Origin of the sequence: Curtobacterium sp. Arg-1 (genome assembly GCF_025643395.1) — a bacterium.
Classification (GTDB): domain Bacteria; phylum Actinomycetota; class Actinomycetes; order Actinomycetales; family Microbacteriaceae; genus Curtobacterium; species Curtobacterium poinsettiae.
In genome coordinates this window covers 3,178,256-3,203,298 of sequence record NZ_CP095731.1, presented here as the reverse complement: position 1 = coordinate 3,203,298, position 25,043 = coordinate 3,178,256, and the positions used below count along the sequence as shown (strand labels likewise).

19 protein-coding genes and 3 rRNA genes are annotated in these 25,043 nt (G+C 67.3%); 21 read left to right on the top strand and 1 reads right to left on the bottom strand.

Annotated features, from left to right (window positions below; genetic code table 11):
• The first annotated feature begins 18 nt into the window (after positions 1-18).
• From MXD64_RS15340 to MXD64_RS15250, 19 genes are all read left to right on the top strand, one after another.
• Positions 19-1,215, top strand: a complete 1,197-nt coding sequence (locus tag MXD64_RS15340; RefSeq protein ID WP_263136743.1) for an argininosuccinate synthase — start codon at positions 19-21, stop codon at positions 1,213-1,215.
• An 81-nt stretch (positions 1,216-1,296) separates the two neighbouring features.
• Complete coding sequence (gene argH, locus MXD64_RS15335; RefSeq protein ID WP_263136742.1) at positions 1,297-2,733, top strand: argininosuccinate lyase; 1,437 nt, start codon at positions 1,297-1,299, stop codon at positions 2,731-2,733.
• Positions 2,730-3,428, top strand: coding sequence for a DNA-3-methyladenine glycosylase (locus tag MXD64_RS15330; RefSeq protein ID WP_263136740.1), 699 nt, complete (start codon positions 2,730-2,732; stop codon positions 3,426-3,428). Before argH ends, MXD64_RS15330 begins: the two co-directional genes overlap by 4 nt.
• 63 nt (positions 3,429-3,491) lie before the next feature.
• Positions 3,492-4,805 (top strand): tyrosine--tRNA ligase, encoded by a 1,314-nt coding sequence (tyrS, locus tag MXD64_RS15325; protein ID WP_263136739.1) that lies wholly within the window; start codon positions 3,492-3,494, stop codon positions 4,803-4,805.
• 581 nt (positions 4,806-5,386) lie between these two features.
• Positions 5,387-6,908, top strand: a 16S ribosomal RNA gene (locus tag MXD64_RS15320).
• A gap of 433 nt (positions 6,909-7,341) precedes the next feature.
• A 23S ribosomal RNA gene (locus MXD64_RS15315) occupies positions 7,342-10,469 on the top strand.
• A gap of 157 nt (positions 10,470-10,626) precedes the next feature.
• Positions 10,627-10,743: ribosomal RNA gene (gene rrf, locus MXD64_RS15310) — 5S ribosomal RNA — on the top strand.
• Together the 16S, 23S and 5S rRNA genes form the textbook arrangement of a ribosomal RNA operon.
• Before the next feature lie 390 nt (positions 10,744-11,133).
• On the top strand, positions 11,134-12,069 hold the full coding sequence (locus MXD64_RS15305) for a hypothetical protein (RefSeq protein WP_263136738.1): 936 nt from the start codon (positions 11,134-11,136) through the stop codon (positions 12,067-12,069).
• A complete protein-coding gene (locus MXD64_RS15300; protein ID WP_263136737.1) occupies positions 12,060-12,920 on the top strand; it encodes a hypothetical protein in 861 nt (286 codons plus the stop codon). The genes MXD64_RS15305 and MXD64_RS15300 overlap by 10 nt, the downstream gene beginning before the upstream one ends.
• A 31-nt stretch (positions 12,921-12,951) precedes the next feature.
• Positions 12,952-13,923: an HAD-IIA family hydrolase gene (locus MXD64_RS15295; RefSeq protein WP_231564126.1), complete on the top strand. Its 972-nt coding sequence runs from the start codon at positions 12,952-12,954 to the stop codon at positions 13,921-13,923.
• A 10-nt stretch (positions 13,924-13,933) separates the two neighbouring features.
• Entirely contained in the window at positions 13,934-14,101 is a 168-nt protein-coding gene (locus tag MXD64_RS15290) for a hypothetical protein (protein WP_156155395.1), read from the top strand.
• On the top strand, positions 14,094-14,927 hold the full coding sequence (locus tag MXD64_RS15285; RefSeq protein ID WP_263136736.1) for a TlyA family RNA methyltransferase: 834 nt from the start codon (positions 14,094-14,096) through the stop codon (positions 14,925-14,927). Before MXD64_RS15290 ends, MXD64_RS15285 begins: the two co-directional genes overlap by 8 nt.
• Positions 14,924-15,847, top strand: a complete 924-nt coding sequence (locus MXD64_RS15280; protein ID WP_017886924.1) for an NAD kinase — start codon at positions 14,924-14,926, stop codon at positions 15,845-15,847. Before MXD64_RS15285 ends, MXD64_RS15280 begins: the two co-directional genes overlap by 4 nt.
• Positions 15,848-15,863: 16 nt before the next feature.
• Complete coding sequence (gene recN, locus MXD64_RS15275) at positions 15,864-17,558, top strand: DNA repair protein RecN (RefSeq protein ID WP_042540836.1); 1,695 nt, start codon at positions 15,864-15,866, stop codon at positions 17,556-17,558.
• 123 nt (positions 17,559-17,681) lie between these two features.
• On the top strand, positions 17,682-19,397 hold the full coding sequence (locus MXD64_RS15270; protein ID WP_194590824.1) for a CTP synthase: 1,716 nt from the start codon (positions 17,682-17,684) through the stop codon (positions 19,395-19,397).
• Positions 19,398-19,569: 172 nt separating this feature from the next.
• Entirely contained in the window at positions 19,570-20,145 is a 576-nt protein-coding gene (locus MXD64_RS15265) for an NUDIX domain-containing protein (RefSeq protein WP_017886921.1), read from the top strand.
• Positions 20,142-20,741 carry a DUF1349 domain-containing protein gene (locus tag MXD64_RS15260; protein WP_042540832.1) on the top strand — a complete coding sequence of 200 codons (600 nt, stop codon included), beginning with the start codon at positions 20,142-20,144 and terminating at the stop codon, positions 20,739-20,741. Before MXD64_RS15265 ends, MXD64_RS15260 begins: the two co-directional genes overlap by 4 nt.
• Positions 20,742-20,779: 38 nt before the next feature.
• Positions 20,780-21,832, top strand: coding sequence for a site-specific tyrosine recombinase XerD (locus MXD64_RS15255; protein ID WP_031259572.1), 1,053 nt, complete (start codon positions 20,780-20,782; stop codon positions 21,830-21,832).
• A gap of 81 nt (positions 21,833-21,913) precedes the next feature.
• Positions 21,914-22,372, top strand: coding sequence for an ASCH domain-containing protein (locus MXD64_RS15250; protein WP_263136735.1), 459 nt, complete (start codon positions 21,914-21,916; stop codon positions 22,370-22,372).
• A gap of 9 nt (positions 22,373-22,381) precedes the next feature.
• Here MXD64_RS15250 and MXD64_RS15245 read toward each other — a convergent pair whose 3' ends face one another.
• Entirely contained in the window at positions 22,382-23,419 is a 1,038-nt protein-coding gene (locus MXD64_RS15245) for an LLM class flavin-dependent oxidoreductase (RefSeq protein ID WP_263136734.1), read from the bottom strand.
• A 50-nt stretch (positions 23,420-23,469) separates the two neighbouring features.
• On the opposite strand from MXD64_RS15245, the gene MXD64_RS15240 reads away from it, so the two are divergent.
• Both MXD64_RS15240 and MXD64_RS15235 read left to right on the top strand, forming a co-directional pair.
• Positions 23,470-23,802 (top strand): TraR/DksA family transcriptional regulator, encoded by a 333-nt coding sequence (locus MXD64_RS15240; RefSeq protein WP_140448748.1) that lies wholly within the window; start codon positions 23,470-23,472, stop codon positions 23,800-23,802.
• Between the two features lie 202 nt (positions 23,803-24,004).
• On the top strand, positions 24,005-24,952 hold the full coding sequence (locus tag MXD64_RS15235; protein WP_263136733.1) for a hypothetical protein: 948 nt from the start codon (positions 24,005-24,007) through the stop codon (positions 24,950-24,952).
• Positions 24,953-25,043 lie beyond the last annotated feature (91 nt).

The window sequence follows — 25,043 nt, the reverse complement described above, 5'->3', positions numbered from 1 at the left end:
CCGACCGGGTGATCACCAGTGGCTGACCGCGTCGTCCTCGCGTACTCGGGCGGTCTCGACACCTCCGTCGGGATCGGCCGGTTGCGCGACGGCACCGGCAAGGACGTGGTGGCACTCGTGGTCGACGTCGGCCAGGGCGGCGACGACCTCGAGGCGATCCGGCAGCGCGCACTCGACTGCGGCGCGGTCGAGGCGCTCGTGGTCGACGCCAAGGACGAGTTCGCGGACGAGTACATCGTGCCGGCGCTCCGAGCCAACGCGCTGTACCAGAAGCGGTACCCGCTCGTCTCGGCCCTGAGCCGACCGCTCATCGCGAAGCACCTCGCCCTGACGGCGAAGCAGCTCGGTGCCGACAGCGTCGCGCACGGTTGCACGGGCAAGGGCAACGACCAGGTGCGCTTCGAGGCAGCTGTCGCGGCGATCGCACCGGACCTGCGGACCATCGCCCCGGTGCGGGACATCGCCCTCACCCGCGACCGTGCCCTCCAGTACGTGCAGGAGCACGGGCTGCCGGTCCAGCAGCCCGAGCGGCAGCCGTGGTCGGTCGACCAGAACGTGTGGGGTCGTGCCGTCGAGACGGGTCTCCTCGAGGACCCGTGGAACGGCCCGACCGAGGACCTCTACGCGACCACGCAGGACCCGGCCCTCCCGCAGCCGGCCGACGAGGTCACGATTACCTTCGACCGCGGGGTGCCGGTCGCCCTCGACGGGCAGCGGTTCAGCGTGCTCCGGATGGTGCAGGAGCTCAACGCCGTCGCCGGCAAGCACGGGGTCGGACGCATCGACGTCGTCGAGGACCGCGTGGTCGGGATCAAGTCGCGTGGGGTCTACGAGGCACCGGCCGCGGTCGCCCTCATCGCCGCGCACGAGGAACTCGAGAGCCTGACGCTCGAGCGTGACGTCGCGCGCTTCAAGCGCGGTGTCGAGGGCGAGTGGGCCGACCTGGTCTACGACGGCCTGTGGTTCGGCGGACTCAAGCGCAGCCTCGATGCCTTCGTCGAGCACACCCAGCAGCACGTCTCCGGCGACGTCCGGTTGCGGCTGCAGGGCGGACGCGCCACGGTGACGGGTCGTCGGTCCGAGCAGAGCCTCTACGACTTCGACCTGGCGACGTACGAATCCGGCGATGCGTTCGACCAGTCCGTGTCCAGGGGGTTCATCGAACTCTGGTCACTGCCCAGCAAGATCTCCGCCCGCCGCGATGCGGCGAACTGACCGACAGCCGCACCGCACCGACCACCAGCCCGCGGCCCCGCCCCGGCCCGCCCGAGCACCGACGAAACGACGCAGGACGACATGACCGACGAGAAGACCGACGCCACCAACACCGGTGCCCTCTGGGGCGGCCGCTTCGCCGACGGCCCGAGTGCGGCCCTCGCTGCGCTCTCCAAGTCGACGCACTTCGACTGGCAGCTCGCGCCCTACGACATCGCGGGGTCACGTGCCCACGCCCGAGCGCTGCACACCGCGGGCTACCTGACCGCCGAGGAGCTGGAGCGCATGCTCGCCGGCCTCGACCGGCTCGAAGCGGCGCACGCCGACGGCACGCTGCAGCCCGACGACTCCGACGAGGACGTCCACGGCGCCCTCGAACGCCTGCTCATCGCCGACCTCGGTCCCGAGCTCGGCGGCAAGCTCCGCGCGGGTCGCAGCCGCAACGACCAGATCGCCACCCTCGGCCGGATGCACATGCTCGACCACGGACGGCGCATCGGGCGGCTCGTGATCGACCTCGTCGACGCGATCACCCAGCAGGCCACCGAGCACCCGTCCGCGATCATGCCGGGGCGCACGCACCTGCAGCACGCCCAGCCCGTGCTCCTGGCCCACCACCTGCTCGCGCACGCCTGGCCGCTCGTCCGCGACCTCGAGCGCCTGCGCGACTGGGCCGGCCGCGCGAGCGTCAGCCCGTACGGCGCCGGTGCGCTGGCGGGCAGCTCCCTCGGTCTCGACCCCGCTGCGATCGCCGCGGAGCTCGGCTTCGACCGCCCGGCCGACAACTCGATCGACGCCACAGCAGCCCGCGACGTCGTCGCCGAGTTCGCGTTCGTCCTCGCGCAGATCGGCATCGACGTCTCGCGTCTGTCGGAAGAGGTCATCCTCGGGAACACCAAGGAGTTCGGCTTCGTCCGGCTCCACGACGCGTTCTCGACCGGGTCGAGCATCATGCCGCAGAAGAAGAACCCGGACATCGCCGAGCTCGCACGAGGGAAGTCCGGGCGTCTGATCGGCAACCTGACCGGCCTCCTCGCGACCCTCAAGGGACTGCCACTGGCCTACAACCGCGACCTGCAGGAGGACAAGGAGCCGGTTTTCGACTCGGTCGCCACGCTCGAGGTCCTGCTGCCCGCGTTCACCGGCATGATCGCGACCCTGACCTTCGACACGGACCGGATGGCGGAGCTCGCCCCGCAGGGGTTCTCGCTCGCGACGGACGTCGCCGAGTGGTTGGTCCGCCAGGGTGTGCCGTTCCGTGACGCGCACGAGGTCTCCGGCGCGCTCGTCCGGTACTGCGAGGAGCGCGGCATCGAGCTCGACGAGCCGACCGACGACGAGTACCGCTCGGTGTCCGAGCACCTCACGCCCGACGTCCGGTCGGTCCTGACCATCGAGGGCAGCGTCGCGTCGCGCTCCGGCGTCGGGGGCACCGCGCCCGACCGGGTCGCCGAGCAGCTCGCGTCCGTCACCCGCCGCGTCCGCGACCTGGCCGAGGGCGCACCCTTCTCGCGATGACCGAGGGGATCGCCGCGCTGCTCGCCGAGCCCGCCCCGGTCATCGCGCCGGCCCTGCTCGGTGCGACGATCGCCGGCCGCGGCGTGACGCTCCGCATCACCGAGGTCGAGGCCTACTCCGGCACCACCGACCCCGGATCGCACGGCCATCGGGGGATGACGGAGCGCAACCGCCACCTCTTCGGTCCGCCCGGCACGCTGTACGCCTACCGCTCGTACGGCATCCACACCTGCGTCAACGTCGTGAGTGGGCCGGCCGGCACCTCGTCGGGCTCCCTGCTCCGCGGTGCGCAGGTCGTCGAGGGGCTGGACCTCGCGCGAGCGCGTCGCGGTCCGACGGTCGCGGACGTCGCGCTGGCACGCGGGCCCGGCAACCTCGGGGGAGCGCTCGGCGCGGTCCTCGGGCAGGACGACGGCACGTCGCTCCTCGACGGTTCCGGCCCGTTCGTGCTCACCCTGGCACCCGGCCTGGAGGCCCGGCTCGCCTCCGCCGGACCGGCCCGGGTGATCGACGAGCTCCTGTCCGAGACCCTGCCCGGCCCGCGGGCCGGCGCTGCCGTCCCACGGATCTCCCGCGGCCCGCGCACCGGCGTCGGCGGCATCGCCGGCGGGGTGCGGTACCCCTGGCGCTTCTGGCTGACGGGTGACCCCACGGTCTCGACGTACCGACGGCACAAGGGTGCCTTCGGCCCGTGAACCCGGCCACGGGCCTCCCGGCTGCCGCGCCTGCCGGTCGTCCGTCGCCGCTACGATGGCGGGGTGTCCAGTGATACCGCTCAAGACGTCCTGACGCGCCAGCAGAACGACCCCGCCTTCGACTCGGTGTGGGACGAACTGCAGTGGCGCGGTCTGGTGCAGGTCTCGACCGACGAGGCCGCGCTGCAAGAGGCCCTCGACGGTGAGCCGATCACGTACTACTGCGGCTTCGACCCGACGGCCCCGTCGCTGCACTGCGGCAACCTCCTGCAGCTCCTGACCATGCGCCGGCTGCAGCTCGCCGGGCACAAGCCGCTCGCGTTGGTGGGCGGGTCGACCGGTCTCATCGGCGATCCGCGTCCGACGGCCGAGCGCACGCTGAACACCCCGGAGACCGTGGCCGAGTGGGTCTCCCGACTGCAGACCCAGGTGTCGCGGTTCCTCAGCCCGAACGGCGACAACGGCGTCCGACTGGTGAACAACCTCGACTGGACCGCCCCGATGTCCGCGATCGACTTCCTGCGCGACGTCGGCAAGTACTTCCGCGTCAACTCGATGCTCAAGAAGGACGCCGTCGCCGCGCGGCTGAACTCCGATGCGGGGATCAGCTACACCGAGTTCAGCTACCAGATCCTGCAGGGACTCGACTACCGCGAACTCTGGCGCCAGTACGGGTGCACGCTGCAGACCGGCGGTTCGGACCAGTGGGGCAACCTGACCTCCGGCACCGAACTCGTCCGTCGCGCCGAAGGCGCCACGGTGCACGCCCTCGGCACCCCGCTCATCACGAACTCCGACGGCACGAAGTTCGGCAAGAGCGAGGGCAACGCGATCTGGCTCGACGCCGAGATGACCTCGCCGTACGCGATGTACCAGTTCTGGCTCAACACGACGGACGCGGACGTGATCGCCCGGTTGCGGCAGTTCACGTTCCTGACGCGCGCCGAGATCGAACGACTCGAGCAGGCCGTCGCCGACGAGCCCTTCCGACGAGAAGCCCAGCGGACCCTGGCGTTCGAGGTCACCTCGATCGTGCACGGCGTGATGGCGACCCAGGCGGCGATCGACGCCGCGGCCGCGCTGTTCGGCAACGGCGACCTCGGTGCGCTCGACCCCGAGACCCTGCGGTCGGCGATCGCCGCGCTGCCGGGGTCGGTCACGCTCGACCCCGAGGCGGACGTCGCACGGGCACTCGTGGAGACGGAACTCGTGAAGTCCCTCGGCGAGGCCCGACGCGCGATCGACCAGGGCGGTGTCTACGTGAACAACGTCCGAGCCGAGGACGCGGCCGCCCCGTTGTCCGACCTCGCCCTGCCCGGGGGAGTCCTCGTGCTCCGTCGTGGCAAGAAGACCCTCGCCGGTGTGACGCTCGGCTGACCCCGATCGCTCGACCTCTCGTGATGCCCGGTTCCCCTGCGGAACCGGGCATCACTGCGTCCGGGCGACGTGTGTTGCACAACGCGACACGCCCGGGATGGGAGCTGGCTTGGCGCACCCGCTCAGGGCTGCGTATAGTTCTTACTCGTCACCCCAAAGGTGCGGCGGAGCGGCTGGAGCGAAAGCCCAGAGCACGTCGGCCCTCAAGCGGGACCATCCTCCACTGAAGTTCAGATCGGGCCTTGCGCCGGATCGCTTCGACGCCTAGGATGACAAGCCCACCGGTTCTCTCCCCTCGGGATGAGCCACTGGACCTCCGGGTCCGACGAACAACCGGTGGCAAGCCAAGAACACAAGCCTTGTGGCTGAAGCTCGAACTCGAGCCGAAGAGCAAGTGCGTCTGGTCCTTGAGAACTCAACAGCGTGCACATTGTCAATGCCAATTTATTGATTGACCTCGTGCCTGGTCGGCTTGCTGACTGGGTCATGAAGCAATTCCTTTTGGATTGAAGATTGTCAGTAGACAGTCAACAGTCAGAATCAACTCGGTCTGATGCCTTCGGGTGTTGGGTCTGTATTTTTTTACGGAGAGTTTGATCCTGGCTCAGGACGAACGCTGGCGGCGTGCTTAACACATGCAAGTCGAACGATGATGCCCAGCTTGCTGGGTGGATTAGTGGCGAACGGGTGAGTAACACGTGAGTAACCTGCCCCTGACTCTGGGATAAGCGTTGGAAACGACGTCTAATACTGGATATGATCACTGGCCGCATGGTCTGGTGGTGGAAAGATTTTTTGGTTGGGGATGGACTCGCGGCCTATCAGCTTGTTGGTGAGGTAATGGCTCACCAAGGCGACGACGGGTAGCCGGCCTGAGAGGGTGACCGGCCACACTGGGACTGAGACACGGCCCAGACTCCTACGGGAGGCAGCAGTGGGGAATATTGCACAATGGGCGAAAGCCTGATGCAGCAACGCCGCGTGAGGGATGACGGCCTTCGGGTTGTAAACCTCTTTTAGTAGGGAAGAAGCGAAAGTGACGGTACCTGCAGAAAAAGCACCGGCTAACTACGTGCCAGCAGCCGCGGTAATACGTAGGGTGCAAGCGTTGTCCGGAATTATTGGGCGTAAAGAGCTCGTAGGCGGTTTGTCGCGTCTGCTGTGAAATCCCGAGGCTCAACCTCGGGCTTGCAGTGGGTACGGGCAGACTAGAGTGCGGTAGGGGAGATTGGAATTCCTGGTGTAGCGGTGGAATGCGCAGATATCAGGAGGAACACCGATGGCGAAGGCAGATCTCTGGGCCGTAACTGACGCTGAGGAGCGAAAGCATGGGGAGCGAACAGGATTAGATACCCTGGTAGTCCATGCCGTAAACGTTGGGCGCTAGATGTAGGGACCTTTCCACGGTTTCTGTGTCGTAGCTAACGCATTAAGCGCCCCGCCTGGGGAGTACGGCCGCAAGGCTAAAACTCAAAGGAATTGACGGGGGCCCGCACAAGCGGCGGAGCATGCGGATTAATTCGATGCAACGCGAAGAACCTTACCAAGGCTTGACATACACCGGAAACGGCCAGAGATGGTCGCCCCCTTGTGGTCGGTGTACAGGTGGTGCATGGTTGTCGTCAGCTCGTGTCGTGAGATGTTGGGTTAAGTCCCGCAACGAGCGCAACCCTCGTTCTATGTTGCCAGCGGGTTATGCCGGGGACTCATAGGAGACTGCCGGGGTCAACTCGGAGGAAGGTGGGGATGACGTCAAATCATCATGCCCCTTATGTCTTGGGCTTCACGCATGCTACAATGGCCGGTACAAAGGGCTGCGATACCGTAAGGTGGAGCGAATCCCAAAAAGCCGGTCTCAGTTCGGATTGAGGTCTGCAACTCGACCTCATGAAGTCGGAGTCGCTAGTAATCGCAGATCAGCAACGCTGCGGTGAATACGTTCCCGGGCCTTGTACACACCGCCCGTCAAGTCATGAAAGTCGGTAACACCCGAAGCCGGTGGCCTAACCCTTGTGGAAGGAGCCGTCGAAGGTGGGATCGGTGATTAGGACTAAGTCGTAACAAGGTAGCCGTACCGGAAGGTGCGGCTGGATCACCTCCTTTCTAAGGAGCATCTGGTCAGTGCTGGTCGCCCATTAGGGGTGGTTGGTTGCTGGTCCAGGCGCCTGTTTCGGACCGAACGTGTCCGACGGGTAGCTCATGGGTGGAACATTGACAGTGCAGTTGGGAGTGATGCTTCCGACCTCAGTACGCTCTGCTTGCAGGGTTGGGACGGGTCGGGGTGGAGCGCTCAGCTGGTGCACGTTGTTGGGTCCTGAGGGACCAGGCTTCCTGCTGCTACGTGAGTGGTGGTGGGGGTTGGGCCTACGGGTCCTTCGTCGGGCCAGTGTGATCCTGCTGTTGTGGTGGGGGAGTGCTGGTGCCGATCGTATGTTGAGAACTACACAGTGGACGCGAGCATCTTTGATTCGCGTCATCCATGATCAGCCTTTTGGGTTGTTGAGTGGTGACGTTGGATCGCAATTTTAATCTTTGTGGTCAAGTTTCTAAGAGCAAACGGTGGATGCCTTGGCATCTGGAGCCGATGAAGGACGTAGAAATCTGCGATAAGCCTCGGGGAGCTGATAATCGAGCTTTGATCCGAGGATTTCCGAATGGGGAAACCCCGCCAGGCGTTTTGCGACCTGGTGACTCCCGCCTGAATATATAGGGCGGGTAGAGGGAACGTGGGGAAGTGAAACATCTCAGTACCCACAGGAAGAGAAAACAACATGTGATTCCGTGAGTAGTGGCGAGCGAAAGCGGATGAGGCTAAACCGATCATGTGTGATAGCCGGCGGGCGTTGCATGGTCGGGGTTGTGGGACACGTCACTCAGTTCTGCCGGACTGGGGCGGTTACAGCGCATCATAGTCGAACCGGTTTGAAAGCCGGGCCGTAGTGGGTGCCAGCCCCGTAGACGAAATGGTGTTATGGCCGGATGTGTATCCCAAGTAGCACGGGGCCCGAGAAATCCCGTGTGAATCTGTCAGGACCACCTGATAAGCCTAAATACTCCCAGATGACCGATAGCGGACAAGTACCGTGAGGGAAAGGTGAAAAGTACCCCGGGAGGGGAGTGAAATAGTACCTGAAACCGTTTGCTTACAAACCGTCGGAGCCTCCTTAGTAGGGGTGACGGCGTGCCTTTTGAAGAATGAGCCTGCGAGTTAGTGATATGTGGCGAGGTTAACCCGTGAGGGGCAGCCGTAGCGAAAGCGAGTCTGAATAGGGCGTTTGAGTCGCATGTTCTAGACCCGAAGCGAAGTGATCTATCCATGGCCAGGTTGAAGCGACGGTAAGACGTCGTGGAGGACCGAACCCACTTCAGTTGAAAATGGAGGGGATGAGCTGTGGATAGGGGTGAAAGGCCAATCAAACTTCGTGATAGCTGGTTCTCTCCGAAATGCATTTAGGTGCAGCGTTGCGTGTTTCTCGCCGGAGGTAGAGCTACTGGATGGCCGATGGGCCTCAACAGGTTACTGACGTCAGCCAAACTCCGAATGCCGGTGAGTGAGAGCGCAGCAGTGAGACGGTGGGGGATAAGCTTCATCGTCGAGAGGGAAACAACCCAGACTACCAACTAAGGTCCCTAAGCGTGTGCTAAGTGGGAAAGGATGTGGAGTTGCACAGACAACCAGGAGGTTGGCTTAGAAGCAGCCACCCTTGAAAGAGTGCGTAATAGCTCACTGGTCAAGTGATTCCGCGCCGACAATGTAACGGGGCTCAAGCACACCACCGAAGTTGTAGATTTCGCACTATAGACAAGCCTTCGTGGTTCAGTCGTGCGGAGTGGTAGGAGAGCGTCGTGTGGCGAGTGAAGCGGCGGAGTGATCCAGCCGTGGACGCTACACGAGTGAGAATGCAGGCATGAGTAGCGAAAGACGGGTGAGAAACCCGTCCTCCGAAAGACCAAGGGTTCCAGGGCCAGGTTAATCCGCCCTGGGTAAGTCGGGACCTAAGGCGAGGCCGACAGGCGTAGTCGATGGACAACGGGTTGATATTCCCGTACCGGCGAACAACCGCCCAAGCTAATCCAGTGGTGCTAAGAGTCCTAACCCGGTACAACCGGATCCCTTCGGGGTGATGGTGGCCGGTCTAACGCTCGACCCCATGCTGGTGCGGTTAGCGTATGAACAGGTGTGACGCAGGAAGGTAGCTGAGCCAGGCGATGGTATCCGTAAGGTGAACCTGGTGTAAGGATGTAGGGCTGACGATAGGCAAATCCGTCGTCTGTGTGCCTGAGATCCGACGCGTACCCGTAAGGGGAAATCAGTGATCCTATGCTGCCGAGAAAAGCATCGACGCGAGGTTGCAGCCGCCCGTACCCGAAACCGACTCAGGTGGTCAGGTAGAGAATACCAAGGAGATCGAGAGAATCGTGGTTAAGGAACTCGGCAAAATGCCCCCGTAACTTCGGGAGAAGGGGGGCCGGACACGTGACCGGATTTACTCCGTGAGCGTTGAAGGCCGCAGAGACCAGTGGGAAGCGACTGTTTACTAAAAACACAGGTCCGTGCGAAGTCGCAAGACGATGTATACGGACTGACGCCTGCCCGGTGCTGGAAGGTTAAGAGGAAGGGTTAGCCTTTGGGCGAAGCTCTGAATTTAAGCCCCAGTAAACGGCGGTGGTAACTATAACCATCCTAAGGTAGCGAAATTCCTTGTCGGGTAAGTTCCGACCTGCACGAATGGCGTAACGACTTCCCAGCTGTCTCAACCGCGAACTCGGCGAAATTGCACTACGAGTAAAGATGCTCGTTACGCGCAGCAGGACGGAAAGACCCCGTGACCTTTACTACAGTTTGGTATTGGTGTTCGGAGTGGCTTGTGTAGGATAGGTGGGAGACTGTGAAGCGGGCACGCTAGTGTTCGTGGAGTCATTGTTGAAATACCACTCTGGTCACTTTGGATGTCTAACGTAGGACCCTGATCGGGTTCATGGACAGTGCCTGATGGGTAGTTTAACTGGGGCGGTTGCCTCCCAAAGAGTAACGGAGGCGCCCAAAGGTTCCCTCAACCTGGTTGGCAATCAGGTGGCGAGTGTAAGTGCACAAGGGAGCTTGACTGTGAGACTGACAGGTCGAGCAGGGACGAAAGTCGGGACTAGTGATCCGGCAGTGGCTTGTGGAAGCGCTGTCGCTCAACGGATAAAAGGTACCTCGGGGATAACAGGCTGATCTTGCCCAAGAGTCCATATCGACGGCATGGTTTGGCACCTCGATGTCGGCTCGTCGCATCCTGGGGCTGGAGTAGGTCCCAAGGGTTGGGCTGTTCGCCCATTAAAGCGGTACGCGAGCTGGGTTTAGAACGTCGTGAGACAGTTCGGTCCCTATCCGCTGCGCGCGTTGGAAATTTGAGAAGATCTATCCCTAGTACGAGAGGACCGGGATGGACGAACCTCTGGTGTGTCAGTTGTTCTGCCAAGGGCACCGCTGATTAGCTACGTTCGGACCGGATAACCGCTGAAAGCATCTAAGCGGGAAGCCGTCTTCGAGATGAGATTTCCATGCACCTTGAGTGTGAGAGGCTCCCAGCAGACTACTGGGTTGATAGGCCGGATGTGGAAGCGGGGACTAACGACCCGTGGAGCTGACCGGTACTAATAAGCCGAAGACTTGATAACACACTGATTTCCGTGCACTTGTTGCACGGGCTCGCGTCCACTTTGTGGTTCCCGACAGACGATCGGGAATCGAAACTGAATACACCGCTCTGCCCTCTTCACCGAGGGCAGTAGTCGGGACAGCTTTGAGACCAATGTATGATCTGGTCGAGAGTGTTCCGGTGGTCATAGCGAGAGGGAAACGCCCGGTCACATTCCGAACCCGGAAGCTAAGCCTCTCAGCGCCGATGGTACTGCAAGGGGGACCTTGTGGGAGAGTAGGACGCCGCCGGACTTAACGTAAGAAAGATGTGGCCATCGGCCCTCCATCGAGAATTCGCAGGGGAAACCCTCGTTCTCGGTTGGGGCCGGTGGCCATTTCTGTTTCTGCCGCCGTTCACTCGACGCCGGCTCCGGTTCGTGATGGACTGGAACCACCGTCGGGCGACCGACGCGGCACCCAACACAACGACACAGCGGATGAACGCCCGAGGCACTGCACCGGGCACGCGATGAGGAGCAACGGTGGCGAACGACGACGATCAGCGGCGGAACGACGGCGACCGCGGAGATCGACCCCGGCGGGACGGCGATCGTTTCCCCCGTCGTGATGGTGCTCCGCGTCGTGACGACCAGAGCAACGGCCGGTGGTCCTCTGGCCCTCGTGAGTTCGAGCGTCGCGAGGGTGACCGTCGCGATCGTCCGCAAGGTGGGGACCGTCCGTTCCGCGATGGTGCTCCCCGCCGGGACAGCGCTCCGCGTCGTGACGGCGATCGTCCGTTCCGGTCAAGCGACCGCAATGACCGACCCTCGTGGCAGGGTGATCGTGGCTCCGCCGGCCGTCCGCCGCGCGGGGATGGTCCGCGTGGTGCCGATCGCCCGGGTCGTGACGGTGACCGTCCGTACCGTGGTGGGTCTTCGGATCGTCCGGCTCGTGATGCTGACCGTCCGTACCGTGGTGGGAGCTCTGACCGTCCGCGTCGGGACGGTGACCGCCCGTACCGCGGTGGCTCGGATCGTCCCGCTCGTGATGGCGACCGCCCGTACCGCGGTGGCTCGTCCGATCGTCCCGCTCGTGATGGCGATCGCCCGTACCGCGGTGGCTCGTCCGACCGCCCGGCTCGTGATGGCGATCGCCCGTACCGCGGTGGCTCGGACCGTCCCGCTCGTGATGGCGATCGTCCGAACCGTGGCGGGTCCTCGGACAGGCCGCGCCGTGACGGGGACCGACCCTTCCAGGGCGGTTCGGACCGTCCGCGTCGTGATGGCGATCGTCCGTACCGCGGGGGATCCTCGGACCGTCCGGCTCGTGATGGTGACCGTCCGTACCGTGGTGGCTCCCCGGACCGCCCGCGTCGCGACGGCGACCGTGGCGGCTCCTCCGACCGTCCGTTCCGTGGCGGGTCCTCGGACCGTCCGAGCCGCGATGGTGGCGAGGAGCGTCGTCGGTTCGGCGACGGCTCCCGGCACGCCGGTGCACGCTTCGGCGAAGCGGCCCGCGACGACTGGGAAGACCGCGATCCGTACGGCACGAAGTCCATCCGTCCGCGTCACGAGGACCCGGAGATCCCCGAAGAGATCGATGCGCGCGACCTCGACCCGGCCGCCCGCATGGAGCTGAAGACCCTCAGCAAGGACAACGCGGACTGGGTGGCTCGTCACCTGGTGGCTGCTGCGCTGTTCGTCGACGACGACCCGGAGACGGCGAACCAGCACGCGCTGAGCGCGGCTCGTCGTGCTGGTCGGGTCGGTGTCGTCCGTGAGACCGCTGCCATCACCGCCTACCGTCTCGGCGACTTCGCCACGGCCCTGCGTGAGCTCCGCACCTACCGCCGGATCTCGGGTCGCAACGACCAGCTGCCGATGATGGTGGACTGCGAGCGCGGCCTCGGACGTCCGGAGCGCGCGCTCGAACTCGGCCGCTCGGTCGAACGGTCGGCCCTCGAGACACCGGTGCAGGTCGAACTCGCGATCGCCATGTCCGGCGCCCGTCTCGACCTCGGGAATCCCACAGCTGCGCTCGGCGAGCTGGAGATTCCACAGCTCGACCCGTCCACCGCCTACACGTGGTCCCCGGCGCTCTACAGTGCTTACGCGGCCACGCTCGAGGAGCTCGGTCGACAGGACGAGGCCGACGAGTGGTGGGCCCGAGTGGACCGCGCGGCAGCGGCCCTCGCCGAAATCGCGGACGACAACGCTTGGGAGACAGTTGATGTGGTCGAGGAAACGATCGAAGTCGAAGTACACGGAGCCGCCGGAGACGCCGGAGACGACGACGCCGAAGACCTCGGAACCGACGACGTCGCGACCGACGCACTCGACGGCGACGACGACTCCGCCGACGATGTCGACGACGACCTCGACGACGAACCAGCCTTCGACGACCTCGACGACGACACCTCGGCAGCCGACGAGCCCGGCGAGATCGACGACGACAACCCCCGCGACGTCGACGGCTCCGCAGCCGGCTGAGCACCCGGCGGCGCTGACCGACGGCGTCGACGTGGTCCTCACCGACCTCGACGGCGTCGTCTACCGGGGCCGCAACGCGATCCCGCACGCGGTCGAAGCACTGACCCGGGCATCCCTCACGGCGCGGGTCGGCTACATCACGAACAACGCATCGCGCCGCCCGATCGACGTCGCTGAACACCTCGAGCGCTACGGGCTCGAGGTGTCCGAGGGCGACGTCGTCACCTCGTCGCAGGCCGGCGTCCAGCTGCTCGCGACCCTGGTGCCGGCCGGGTCGACCGTCCTGGTGACCGGCGGGCTCGGCCTGTCCAGCATCGTCGAGGCAGCCGGGTTCACGGTGACGTCGAGCGCCGAGGACTCTCCGGCAGCGGTGATCCAGGGCTTCTCGCCGGATCTCGGCTGGAAGGAACTGGCCGAGGCGTCGTTCGCCCTGGCCGACCCGGACGTGCCGTGGGTGGCGACGAACATGGACTGGTCGATCCCCGTCGAGCGCGGCATCGCCCCCGGCAACGGGACGCTCGTGTCCGCCGTGCACCAGGCCGTCGGTCGCATGCCCGTGGTCGCCGGCAAGCCCGAGCGGCCGATCTTCGACACCGCGGTGGAACGCTTCGGCGGCGGTCGGACCCTGTTCATCGGTGACCGGCTGGACACCGACATCAAGGGCGCGAACGACGTCGGGATCCCGAGCGTGCTCGTGCTCACCGGCATCGACCAGGCCAAGCAGGTGCTCGCGGCCGACCAGCGCTCGCGTCCCACCTACGTGCTGGAAGACCTCCGCGGCTTGTCCCAGCCGTACCCGGAGACGGTGCGGCGCGAGGACGAGGACGGCACCCGGTACGTGACCGTCGGAACCTCGACGGTGGCGATGCGCGGGCACGTGGTCCGGGTGCTCGACGCCGGGACGGACATCGATCGACTGCGCGCCGGCTCCACGATCATCTGGGAGTCCGAGTTGGCCATCTACGGGCTCGACGTCGACCCGCAGCTGTACGGCGGCGAGTAGCGTGTCGGACGTGCCGAACCCCGAGCAGCCGTCCGCCGAACCCGAGCAGCAGGACGCCTTCGCCGCGCGGACCGCCGAGGCAGAGACGCTCCCGCTCGTCGATCGCGCCGACGCCTTCTCTGCGCTGCACGACGAGCTGCGGACGCGGCTCGAGAGCGGCGGCTCCGCGAGTGCCTGAGCCGGACGGAGCCGTCCCCGACGCGACCCCGGTCCGCCTCGACGCGCTGCTCCCTGCACGCGGACTCGCTCGGTCGCGCACCGTGGCCAGCAAGCTGATCCAGGACGGCCGAGTGCTCGTCGGCGGGCGTGCCGTGCTCAAGCCGTCGACGCCGGTCGCGCCAGACGCCGAGATCGAGGTCGACGCCGCGGACGAATGGGTGTCGCGTGCAGCCCGGAAGCTCGTCGGTGCGCTCGACGCCTTCGACGTCGACCCTGTGGATCGTGTCGTGCTCGACGTCGGCGCGAGCACCGGCGGGTTCACCCAGGTGCTGCTCGCACGTGGTGCGCGCCGTGTCGTCGCGCTCGACGTGGGCCACGGACAGCTGCACCCCACCATCGCGCTCGACGAACGCGTCGCCGTGGTCGAGGGGACGAACGCCCGGAACCTCACGCGCGCCGACTACCTGGCGCTCGACGACGCAGCCACCGACACGAGCCTCGTGGTGGGGGACCTGTCCTTCATCTCGCTCAGACTCGTGCTGCCGGCGCTGGCCGAGGCCGTCCCGGCGGACGAGTTCGTGCTGCTGGTGAAGCCCCAGTTCGAAGTGGGCCGCGGCGGTGTGCGCGAGGGCATCGTGCACGACGCGGGGCTGCGGAACGACGCGCTCATGAACGTGCTCTGGGCGGCGTGGGACCAGGGCCTCGGTACCAGCGGGCTCACCGCATCGCCGATCGTCGGGACCCACGGCAACCACGAGTACCTGGCCCGCTTCCAGCGCGGTGTCGGGGGCAATCCGACAGAATGGAGAGTCCGGGCGACCGAACTCACGGAAGGGTCTTCATGAGCGACGAACGGCACATCCTGCTCGTGTCCCACACGGGTCGCCGCGACTCGATCGACGCCGCGGTCGAGGTCTGCGACCTCCTGCACGCCGCCGGTCTCACGCCCGTCATGCCCTTCGACGAGTACGCGGACATCCGCCGCGCCGAAGCGTCGGTCGGCAAGGTCGACATCCTGGGCGTCGACGTCCAGCCGAACCAGCTCGAGATCGTCATCGTGCTCGGCGGCGACGGCACGATCCTCCGCGCCGCGGAACTCGTCCGGAACACCGGTGCTCCGTTGATCGGCGTGAACCTGGGGCACGTCGGGTTCCTGGCAGAGAGCGAGCGCGACGGTCTTGCCGAGACGGTCGAGCGTGCGCTGTCCGGCGAGTACAACGTCGAGGAACGCGTCACCCTGCAGGTCGACGTCGTCGTGGGCAACCAGATCGTCTACTCGAGCTGGGCGCTGAACGAAGCCACGATCGAGAAGGCGTCCCGTGAGCGGATGCTCGAGGTCGTGACCGAGGTCGACGGGCGCCCGCTGTCGTCCTTCGGTTGTGACGGTGTTGTCGTGTCGACCCCGACGGGCTCCACGGCGTACTCGTTCTCGGGTGGTGGCCCCATCGTGTGGCCCGATGTGGACGCACTGCTCATGGTGCCGCTGAGCGCCCACGCCCTGTTCGCCCGTCCGATCGTCGTCGGGCCGGACTGCACGCTCGCGATCGAGGTCCTGCGGCGAACGAGCGGCGTCGGCGTGCTCTGGTGCGACGGACGCCGCACCCACGACCTGCCCCCGGGTGCCCGCGTCGAGGTCCGGCGTTCGCCCGACCCGGTGCGCGTCGCCCGGCTCAAGGACGCCCCGTTCACCGACCGGCTGGTCGCGAAGTTCCAGCTGCCCGTCGCCGGGTGGCGCGGCCCCCAGAGCGACGAGGACGACCGATGAGCACGGAGGACGACCGATGATCGAGGAGATCGCGATCCGCGACCTCGGTGTCATCGGTGAGACCACGCTCGAACTCGGGCCGGGCTTCACCGTGGTCACCGGGGAGACCGGTGCGGGCAAGACGATGATCGTCACCGCACTCGGGCTGCTGCTCGGTGCGCGGGCCGACGCCGGTTCGGTTCGCCGTGGCGCGTCGAGCGCGGTCGTCGAAGGCCGCTGGCACGTCCCCGAGCAGGACGCGGTCGCCGAACGTGTCGAGGACGCCGGCGGCACCGTCGAGGACGGCGAGCTCATCCTCACCCGCACGGTCTCCGCCGAGGGGCGCAGCCGTGCCACGGTGGGCGGTCGCAGTGCCCCCGTCGCGGTCCTCGGTGAACTCGCCGACCAGCTCGTCACCGTGCACGGGCAGTCCGATCAGATCCGCCTGACCTCGGCCACCGCGCAGCGGGCAGCGCTGGACGGGTTCGGGGGATCCTCGCTCGAGAAGGCCCTTGCCCGGTACGTGGCCGCGTACGACGCCTGGCAGCAGCACGCCGGTGAACTCGAGGTCCTGGTCCGTGACCGGGACGACCGGGTGGCCGAGGCCGAGCGGATCCGTGCGGCCTCCGACGAGATCGAAGCCGCCGACCCGCAGCCCGGGGAAGACGTCGAGCTGGCCGAGCGCGCCGAGCGCCTGGGGAACCTCGAGGAGCTCCGGCTGTCGGCTGCCCTGGCGCACGAGGCACTGTCCAGCGAGTCCCTCGACGGCGTCTCGGACGTCGTCGGCCTGGTCGAGTCCGCGCGCCGTGCCGTCGAGCGTGTGGTGTCGTCGGACAGTGCCCTGCAGCCGGTGCTCGAGCAGCTCACGGAGCTGGGCATCCAGGCGGCCGAGGCGTCGGCGAGCATCTCGAGCTACCTCGGTTCCCTGGAACCCGAAGCCGGGCACGACCTCGAACTCATCAACGAACGCCGGGCGTTGCTGGCCGGCCTCACCCGCAAGTACGGCGAGACGGTGGACGACGTCATCGCCTACGGTCAGCGCGCGAGTGACCGGCTGCTCGAACTCGACGGCGACGACGACCGGATCGCGGCGTTGCAGCAGTCGGTCGAGCAGGATGAGCAGGCGCTCGAGTCCGCCGCCGCAGCGCTCACCACGGCGCGCACAAAGGCGTCGGCCGACTTGGCGAAGCGTGTGACGGCCGAGCTGAAGACCCTCGCGATGGGTGGCGCGACCCTGGTGGTCGAGGTCACGGACGCGGGGGAGTACCGCCGCCACGGCCGTGACCAGGTGACGATCCTGCTCCAGCCGCACTCCGGCACCGACCCCCGGCCGATCGGCAAGGGGGCGTCCGGTGGTGAACTGTCGCGCGTCATGCTCGCGATCGAGGTCGTCATGGCTGGCAGCACCACCGTGCCGACCTTCGTCTTCGACGAGGTCGACGCGGGTGTCGGTGGGGCGGCGGCCATCGAGATCGGCCGGCGGCTGGCGAAGCTCGCCGAGCGCACGCAGGTCATCGTCGTCACGCACCTGGCCCAGGTCGCCGCGTTCGCGAACAACCACCTCAACGTCGTGAAGGACGCCAGCGGTGCCGTGACCTCGTCGAGTGTGCGACGGCTCGAAGGCGAGGACCGGCTGCAGGAGATGGCTCGGCTGCTCTCCGGGCTCGGCGACAGCGCCAGCGGCATCGAGCACGCCCGCGAGCTGCTCGACGTGGCCGGCCAGCGGGCCTGACGGCCAGACCTGCCTGATCCCGGTGACCCGGCCACGTCACGACGACCCGGCCACCCACCCGCGCAACGCCCACGGCGAACCGGGGTCGCGCCTCCCGGCAGTTCTGACGTACGATGGAATCCCGTGGCGGACACTCTCAGCGGCGGTACCAATTCTTCGAACTCGACCCCGAAGGTGACGAAGCAGATCTTCGTGACCGGCGGGGTCGTCTCGTCTCTCGGCAAGGGCCTGACGGCGGCCAGCCTCGGCAACCTGCTCACTGCTCGCGGCCTCAAGGTCGTCATGCAGAAGCTCGACCCGTACCTCAACGTGGACCCGGGCACCATGAACCCGTTCCAGCACGGCGAGGTCTTCGTGACCGACGACGGCGCGGAGACGGACCTCGACATCGGGCACTACGAGCGCTTCCTCGACATCAACCTGTCGCAGGCCGCGAACGTCACGACCGGTCAGGTGTACTCGACGGTGATCGCCAAGGAGCGTCGCGGCGAGTACCTCGGCGACACGGTGCAGGTCATCCCGCACATCACCGACGAGATCAAGCGCCGTATGCGCGAGCAGGCGCAGAACGACCCGCAGCCCGACGTCATCATCACCGAGGTCGGTGGGACCGTCGGCGACATCGAGTCGCAGCCGTTCATCGAGTCCGCCCGTCAGGTGCGGCACGAGCTCGGCCGCAGCAACGTGTTCTTCGTGCACGTGTCGCTGGTGCCGTTCATGAACGCCTCGGGTGAGCAGAAGACCAAGCCGACGCAGCACTCCGTCGCCGCGCTCCGCTCGATCGGCATCCAGCCCGACGCGCTCGTGCTGCGGAGCGACCGTCCGGTGTCGGAGTCGAACAAGCGCAAGATCGCGCTGATGTGCGACGTCGACGAGGACGCCGTGGTGAACGCCGTGGACGTCCCCTCGATCTACGACCTGCCGACGCTGCTGAACAACCAGGGTCTCGACCAGGTCATCGTCGAGGCGCTCAAGCTGGACGCCGGTCCGGTCGACTGGACCGCGTGGACGCCTGTGCTGAAGGCCGTGCACGAGCCGAAGAAGGACGTCACGATCGCGCTGGTCGGCAAGTACATCGACCTGCCGGACGCCTACCTGTCCGTCACCGAGGCGCTCCGTGCGGGTGGCTTCGCGCACGACGCGAAGGTCACGCTGAAGTGGGTCGTGTCCGACGACTGCACCACCCCCGAGGGCGCGGCGAAGCAGCTCGGCGACGTCGACGGCATCTGCATCCCGGGTGGGTTCGGCGTGCGCGGCATCGAGGGCAAGCTCGGCGCGCTGCAGTTCGCGCGTGAGCAGGGCATCCCGACGCTCGGCCTGTGCCTCGGCCTGCAGTGCATGGTCATCGAGTACGCCCGCCACGAGGTCGGTCTGACCGACGCGTCGAGCACCGAGTTCGACCCGGAGACCTCGACCCCGGTCATCGCGACGATGGCGGAGCAGGTCGACATCATCGCCGGTGGCGACCTGGGCGGCACGATGCGCTTGGGCCTGTACCCGGCGTCGTTCACCGAAGGATCGCTGGCGGCGGAGCTGTACGGTGCGCCCGAGGCCTCCGAGCGGCACCGTCACCGCTACGAGGTGAACAACAAGTACCGCGAGCAGATCGCGGATGCCGGCCTGGTGTTCTCGGGCACGTCGCCCGACGGCACGCTGGTGGAGTACGTCGAGCTGCCGCGCGACGTGCACCCGTTCTACATCGCCACGCAGGCGCACCCGGAGCTCCGCTCGCGTCCGACCGATGCGCACCCGCTGTTCGCGGGGCTCGTCGCGGCCGCGATCGAGCGCCACGAGGCGTCCAGCCTGTTCGACCCGCAGACCGAGGAGCAGGTCGCGTAACGCGAGTGGTCTCTGACTGGAGGCGCGGTGCCAGCTGGCACCGCGCCTCCCGTCCGTCTGGGGGCGCGTCCACGGCACCTGATTCCGGACACGGAACCACGGAATGACGCGGTGCTGTGTCCGGAACCTGGTTCCGACGGGGCGTCCGGCGCGCGCCTGCTTGGATGGAGCCGTGACAGACGCACCGATCGCCGACGAGTCCGCCTCCTTCGAGGTCACCGAATCCACCGTCGTCTACGAGGGCGCCGTCTGGGACGTGCGTCGCGACACCGTCGCGTACAACGGTGACGCGATGGTCCGCGAGTACATCGACCACACCGGCGCGGTCGCGGTGTACGCCGAGGACGACGAGGGCCGCGTCCTGGTCATCCAGCAGTACCGGCACCCGGTGCGGATGCGTGACTGGGAGCTGCCCGCCGGCCTGCTCGACATGGCGGGCGAGGACCACCTGACCGCCGCGAAGCGCGAGCTGGGCGAAGAGGCCGACCTCGAAGCCGACACGTGGGAGCCGCTGATCCGCTACAACACGTCGTCCGGCGGCAGCGACGAGTTCATCCAGGTCTACCGGGCGCGCGGCGTGCGGTCGACCGGGTCCGCGTTCGAGCGCGAGGCGGAAGAGGCCGACATCGTGACGCGCTGGGTGCCACGGGCGGAGCTGCTCGACGGGATCCTGGGCGGTCGGCTCAACAACTCGGCCCTCGTCGTCGCGACGCTCGCGGTCGAGGCCATCGAACAGCGCAGCAAGTGAGCGGGGCAGCGGTCGACGGTCTGCGTGACCTGGTCGGCGCCGGTGCCTGGACGCACAAGCCGCAGGCCTCCGTGCTCGACGGCGACGTGTTCCGTGTCACCGCCGTCGAGGGCAGCGATGCCTGGCGGACCACCTCGTACGGGTTCGTGCACGACTCGGAGCACGCGCTGCTGCAACCGACCGACGGCCCGTTCTCGGTCGAGGCGTCGTTCGTGCTCGACTACACCGAGCAGTTCGACCAGGCCGGGGTGTTCCTGCGCGTCGACGAGCGGACGTGGATCAAGGCCGGTGTCGAGTTCTCGGACGGTGCTCCTCAGCTCGGCGCCGTGGTCACGCGTGGGTTCTCCGACTGGTCCGTGTCGCCCGTGCCGGAGTGGGTGGGCCGGGTGGTGACCGTCCGCGCGAGCCGCGACGGTGACGCCGTGACGATCCGGGCGTGGGCCGAGGGCGACGAGCCCCGGCTCGTCCGGGTCGCGTACCTGGACCCGGAGGCCGTCGTGTCCGCGGGGCTGCTGTGCGCCGGGCCGACGCGGGCTGGCTTGACCGTGACGTTCACCGGCTTCCGGGTGGGCGCGCCGGACGAAGCGCTGCACTGACGGGCAGGTGGCCGTTCGCCGGTTAGCCTGCTGAGGTGATGCCCCTCGATCGTGCCGTGGAGACGTACCTGCGGCACGTCGCGATCGAGCGGGGACTCTCGCAGCACACGCTGTCGGCGTACCGGCGGGACCTCGCCGTGTTCGCCGAGTGGCTCGGCGTCGCACCGGTCGTCGAGTCGGACGGCGCTGACCGGGCCGGAGGCTCCTCGGTGCTGCAGGACGTCGCTCGCCTGGCGCGGGCGGACGTCTCGGGGTTCGTCGAGCACCTCGCCACGCGACCATCGGGACCGTTGGCGCCGCGGTCGATCGCGCGCATGCTCAGTTCGGTCCGTTCGTTCACCGCCTTCGCCGCGGGAGAGGGCTGGCTGCCGCTCGACCCCGGCACCGCCGTCCGACCGCCGAAGGCTCCCATGCGGCTGCCGAAGGCGATCCCCGTCGAGGACATGGAACGGCTGCTCGGGGCGGTCTCCGTCGACGCGGACGACCCCGTCCAGCTGCGGGACAAGGCCCTGCTCGAGCTGCTCTACGCCACCGGTGCGCGGATCTCCGAGGCGGTGGGGCTGTCGGTCGACGACGTCACCACGCTGTCGGACGCCGCTGCCGACGCTCCGGGCCCGGGCCCGGGCCCCGGTGCGGACGGGCTCGCCGTCGTGAAGGTCACCGGCAAGGGCAACAAGCAGCGGATCGTCCCGCTCGGCAGCTTCGCGCGGGCCGCGATCGACGCGTACCTGGTGCGGGCACGGCCGGTGTTCGCGGCACGGGGAGCGTCGACGCCGGCGCTGTTCCTCGGCGCCCGTGGTGCGCGGTTGTCGCGACAGAGCGCCTGGCTCGTGATCCAGGCCGCTGCTGCCGCCGCCGACCTGGAGGCGCACGTGTCACCGCACACCTTCCGGCACTCGTTCGCGACGCACCTGCTCGAGGGCGGTGCTGACGTCCGCGTGGTGCAGGAGCTGCTCGGGCACGCGAGCGTCGCCACGACGCAGATCTACACGATGGTCACGGCCGACATGCTGCGGGACGTGTACCAGACGGCGCACCCGAGAGCGCGGCGGCAGGCGCTGCCGGATGGGCGCGACGGGCGTGCTTCGTGAGCAGCAATGGTCGGGTCGCGGCATAGCACTCGACATCTCCTGCTCACGAAGTGCCGTCTCCCGGTGCACTACGGTCGGGGCGTGCCCTCGACCCTCGACGACTTCTGGACCGCACGACGCCTCGAGCGACCGGACCTTCCGGTGGACGTGCCGGAAGCCTGGTCGTTCGGTGCGACCCCGGAGCAGGCGGACGCGCTCCTGCAGCTCGTGCTCGACGGGGTCAAGGTCGGCACGGCGTCGTCGCTCTGGGACTACGAGGCGACCGGTGACCCGCTGCCCGCAGTGGACGAGTTGAGCATCGTGACCGACGGCTCCGATGCGCCCCGCGCGGTCATCGAGACGACGCTGGTCCAGGTGGTCCCGTTCGATCAGGTCGATGCTGACCACGCCTGGGCCGAGGGTGAAGGCGACCGCACGCTCGAGCACTGGCGGGCCGTGCACGAGGCGTTCTGGCGTGCACACTCCGAGCACCCGCGCGGGTTCGCGCCGGACATGCCCGTCGTGTGCGAGCGGTTCCGGCTGCTGTGGCCGAACCGCTGAGGCCTTCGGTCAGGCGGGGACCGGCTCCGCGTCGACCTCGGTGAAGACGTCCTTCACCGCCGCGAGCAGCCGCGCGTTGAACTCCACACCGAGCTGGTTCGGCACAGTGACGAGCACGGTGTCGGCAGCGCGGACGGCCTGGTCGGCCGCGAGCTCCGCGACGAGCTGTTCGGGCTCACCGATGTAGGACCGCCCGAACCGGGCCAGTCCGCCGTCGAGGTGCCCGACCTGGTCCTGCCCCTCGACCTGCGCGCGCACGCCGAAGTAGTGGCGCGACTCGTCGTCGATGATCGGGATGATGCTGCGCGAGACCGAGACGCGCGGTTCGCGGTCCCAGCCGGACTCGGACCAGACCCGGCGGAAGCGCTCGATCTGCTCGGCCTGCAGCTGGTCGAACGGCACACCGGTGTCCTCGGTCAGCAGGGTCGAGGACATCAGGTTCATGCCCTGCTCGGCGGTCCACTCGGCCGTGGCACGTGTGCCGGCGCCCCACCAGATCCGATCGCCGAGCGAGTCGGCCAGCGGGGAGATCGGCAGGGACCCGACCGAACCGGTCATCTGCGGGTTGGCGTTGGCCATCGGCTCGCCGGCGATCGCACGGCGGAACACGTTCGTGTGCGCTCGGGCCATGTCGCCACCGTTCTCGTCGGAGGCGTCGGGCACGTACCCGAACTGCTGGTAGCCGGCCAGGGCGGTCTCGGGTGATCCCCGCGAGACACCGAGCTGCAGTCGGCCGCCGGAGATGAGGTCGGTGGCTGCGGCCTCTTCCGCCATGTAGAGCGGGTTCTCGTAACGCATGTCGATGACGCCGGTCCCGATCTCGATCCGGCTCGTCTTCGCGGCGATGGCGGCGAGCAGCGGGAACGGTGCGGCCTGCTGCGGCGCGAAGTGGTGGACGCGGAAGTAGGCGCCATCGACGCCCGCTTCTTCCGCTGCGACGGCGAGGTCGATCGCCTGCACCAGGGCCTCTCGCCCGCTGCGCACCTTCGACCCCGGCACGTCACGCCAGTGTCCGAACGACAGGAACCCGATCTTCGTCATGTCCATGCGAACGCATCCGGGGGCGGGGGCATTCCGCCGCGACTACCGTGTCCGGGATGGAGGACCCCCGCCCCGCACTCGAAGCCGAACGCGCCCGCAACGAACGGCTGCTGACCGAGGTCGAGCGGAGCATGCGTGACGTCAGTGACGCCCGGCAGGATGCCAACTCCGACGACGAGCACGACCCCGAGGGTACGACCCTGGCGTGGGAACGTGGCTCGCTCGGCGCGGTCCGCGACGGTGCGCAGCTGCGGATCCGCCAGGTGGACGCCGCGCTCGCACGGATCGACGAGGGCACCTACGGCCGCTGCACGGTCGGCGGCGAGCCGATCCCGGAGGCCCGGCTGGCCGCCGTCCCGTGGGCGGCGACGTGCGTCGCGCACGCTTGAGGCTCGGGGATTCCACTCGCAGGTGAGATTTCTTTAGTATTTTGCCGCCGACCGCGCGTGGCGTTCTTGTCGGCGCCTCGCGTCCCGCAATCATGACGCCATGACGCAGACCACCATCTACCGCACCGAGCCGATGGCGACTCGTGCCCTCGGCGCCGAGATCCGACACGATCACGAGCGGTTCGTCCAGCTCCTCGAGCGCGTGAGCGGCAAGCAGTTCGGCTCGTTCCAGAAGGTCGAGTGCGAGGTGCCACACAAGGACGTCGAGACCGAGCGAGGGAGCGTCCGTCTTGACGTGCAGCTGACCTTCGACAGTGGCTTGGTCGGGATCGAGGCGAAGCTCGACCACGAGCTGACCGAGCGGCAGGTGGACGCCCAGCTCGAAGCGCTCGGCGACACCGGCGCGCTGTTCGTGCTGGTGCCGCGTAAGGAGTCGCTCGCTCGCTCGGTCATCGAGCACGAGCGAGTCAGCGTTATCGACTGGGACGAGGTTCTTGCGTGCTTCGACGCCCCTCGGCTGGTCAAGGACGACATCGAGGGCGAGGGGCGCCTGCTGAAGACGACGGTCGAGGCCCGGCTGCACGGCCTCGGGCTCGGTGCGCGGATGCCTGGCTGGAAGGTGCGGGTGCAGCGCGGGGACGGCGGTATGCCGTCGATCGTCTTCGAGCGGCCGCTGCACGACGGCAAGGATGCGAAGTGGATCCGCGGGCAGATCCAGGTCCCGGGGCGCGGGATGCCGCCGTACCTGGAGGACACGCAGTTCGAGGGGTTTGTCGGATTTTCGGTGAACCACCTCGACGAGGCCGACTTCCCCGATCCAGAGGGTGATGAGCAGGCGCCGGCGTGGGTCCGGGCGCTCGAGGTCTTGGACGACCAGGTCTTGTCGGAAAACCCGGGCGGGATCGCGGTGAGCCGTGGGTCGGCAGGCAACGGTCGGAAGGGTCTCGGCAAGCACAAGCTGCCGCTCGCGAAGCGCCACCTGTCCGGGCGCACGCACCTGGCGAGGGGCTACACCGACTGGTCCATCGGCCCGAAGACCGAGCTCGTCGGCATCGATGACCTCGACGCGCTCGTCGAGACGATGGTCACCTGGAGCAACGGCTGGTTCAAGGCGCTGCAAGGCTCACCGCTCGCGCGACCGGCGCAGTAGCGGCGACCACCTGCTCGCCGGGAGGCGCGGCGCAACCCCGCCCCGCGCCTCCCGGCCTGCGCACCCCGCGTCCACCGCGTGCGCCGCTGAT

Bases quoted from the DNA above. Each gene is read 5' to 3' on its own strand.
- argH (WP_263136742.1), top strand. From the start codon at position 1,297: ATGACCGACGAGAAGACCGACGCCACCAACACCGGTGCCCTCTGGGGC.
- MXD64_RS15330 (WP_263136740.1), top strand. From the start codon at position 2,730: ATGACCGAGGGGATCGCCGCGCTGCTCGCCGAGCCCGCCCCGGTCATC.
- MXD64_RS15300 (WP_263136737.1), top strand. From the start codon at position 12,060: ATGGAGCTGAAGACCCTCAGCAAGGACAACGCGGACTGGGTGGCTCGT.
- MXD64_RS15280 (WP_017886924.1), top strand. From the start codon at position 14,924: ATGAGCGACGAACGGCACATCCTGCTCGTGTCCCACACGGGTCGCCGC.
- recN (WP_042540836.1), top strand. From the start codon at position 15,864: ATGATCGAGGAGATCGCGATCCGCGACCTCGGTGTCATCGGTGAGACC.
- MXD64_RS15255 (WP_031259572.1), top strand. From the start codon at position 20,780: ATGCCCCTCGATCGTGCCGTGGAGACGTACCTGCGGCACGTCGCGATC.
- MXD64_RS15245 (WP_263136734.1), bottom strand. From the start codon at position 23,419: ATGGACATGACGAAGATCGGGTTCCTGTCGTTCGGACACTGGCGTGAC.
- MXD64_RS15240 (WP_140448748.1), top strand. From the start codon at position 23,470: ATGGAGGACCCCCGCCCCGCACTCGAAGCCGAACGCGCCCGCAACGAA.